1 protein-coding gene and 1 pseudogene are annotated in these 655 nt (G+C 64.4%); both read left to right on the top strand.

The annotated features are described in order from the left end of the window. A pseudogene (locus EN749_RS39695) lies at nucleotides 1-150 on the top strand (GntR family transcriptional regulator); the annotation flags it as partial. Between the two features lie 113 nt (nucleotides 151-263). Next, on the top strand, nucleotides 264-497 hold the full coding sequence (locus tag EN749_RS36825) for a DUF982 domain-containing protein (protein ID WP_244506945.1): 234 nt from the start codon (nucleotides 264-266) through the stop codon (nucleotides 495-497). Nucleotides 498-655 lie beyond the last annotated feature (158 nt).

The following is a 655-nucleotide window of genomic DNA, read 5'->3' on the forward strand; positions in this document are numbered from 1 at the left end:
ATACTCGCGTCGGCACGCCTTGGCGACGCCGATGAAGCCGCGCGCCTGCTGTCAGGCCACATCGTCGGCAGCCGCGACCGACTGGTGACGTCGCTCGCCAACGATCGGCGCGGTCTTCGCGCCAGAGGCTTTGCCGTCGTTGCTGCTTAAAGGTGGATGAAGGGGCGCAAAGCGGCGTCTGGACGTATGCGCACTTTCGCCTCGCTTCGCAGACGCCGATGGCGTAAGGAGCGGCCATGGAAAACAACCGATTTGAAACACCTGTGACTGTGAAGTCAGTCGCGGCGGGAAGCACTCAGCTCTTGCGCACGGCGCGTGAGGCTTCCGACTACCTCCTCAACAGCTGGCCCGGCAAGCGCAGCCCCAAGCATCGCGCGGCCCTGCAGGCCTGCCATGACGCACTCGCCGGCGACAAGCCGGCGATGAACGCCAGGCGCGCCTTCATCGCGGCAGCACGCGAAGTGGACGTGTTCGTCAGCGACAAGGCGCCCGCCTGACACAAGCCGACATTTGAGGCGGCAATCTGGATTGAGGCACGGCCCGCATCTGCGGGCCGTTTGCCGTCACTTTGCCGTTTCGGTTTCGGCTTCAGTCTCGTCTTCGGGCTTCGAACGTTCCCGCGCTGCAACCTTGGCTGCCAGCTTCTCGGCCTTTT

The organism is Mesorhizobium sp. M7A.F.Ca.ET.027.02.1.1, from assembly GCF_004022985.1.
In the GTDB taxonomy this organism is placed as follows: Bacteria; Pseudomonadota; Alphaproteobacteria; order Rhizobiales; family Rhizobiaceae; genus Mesorhizobium.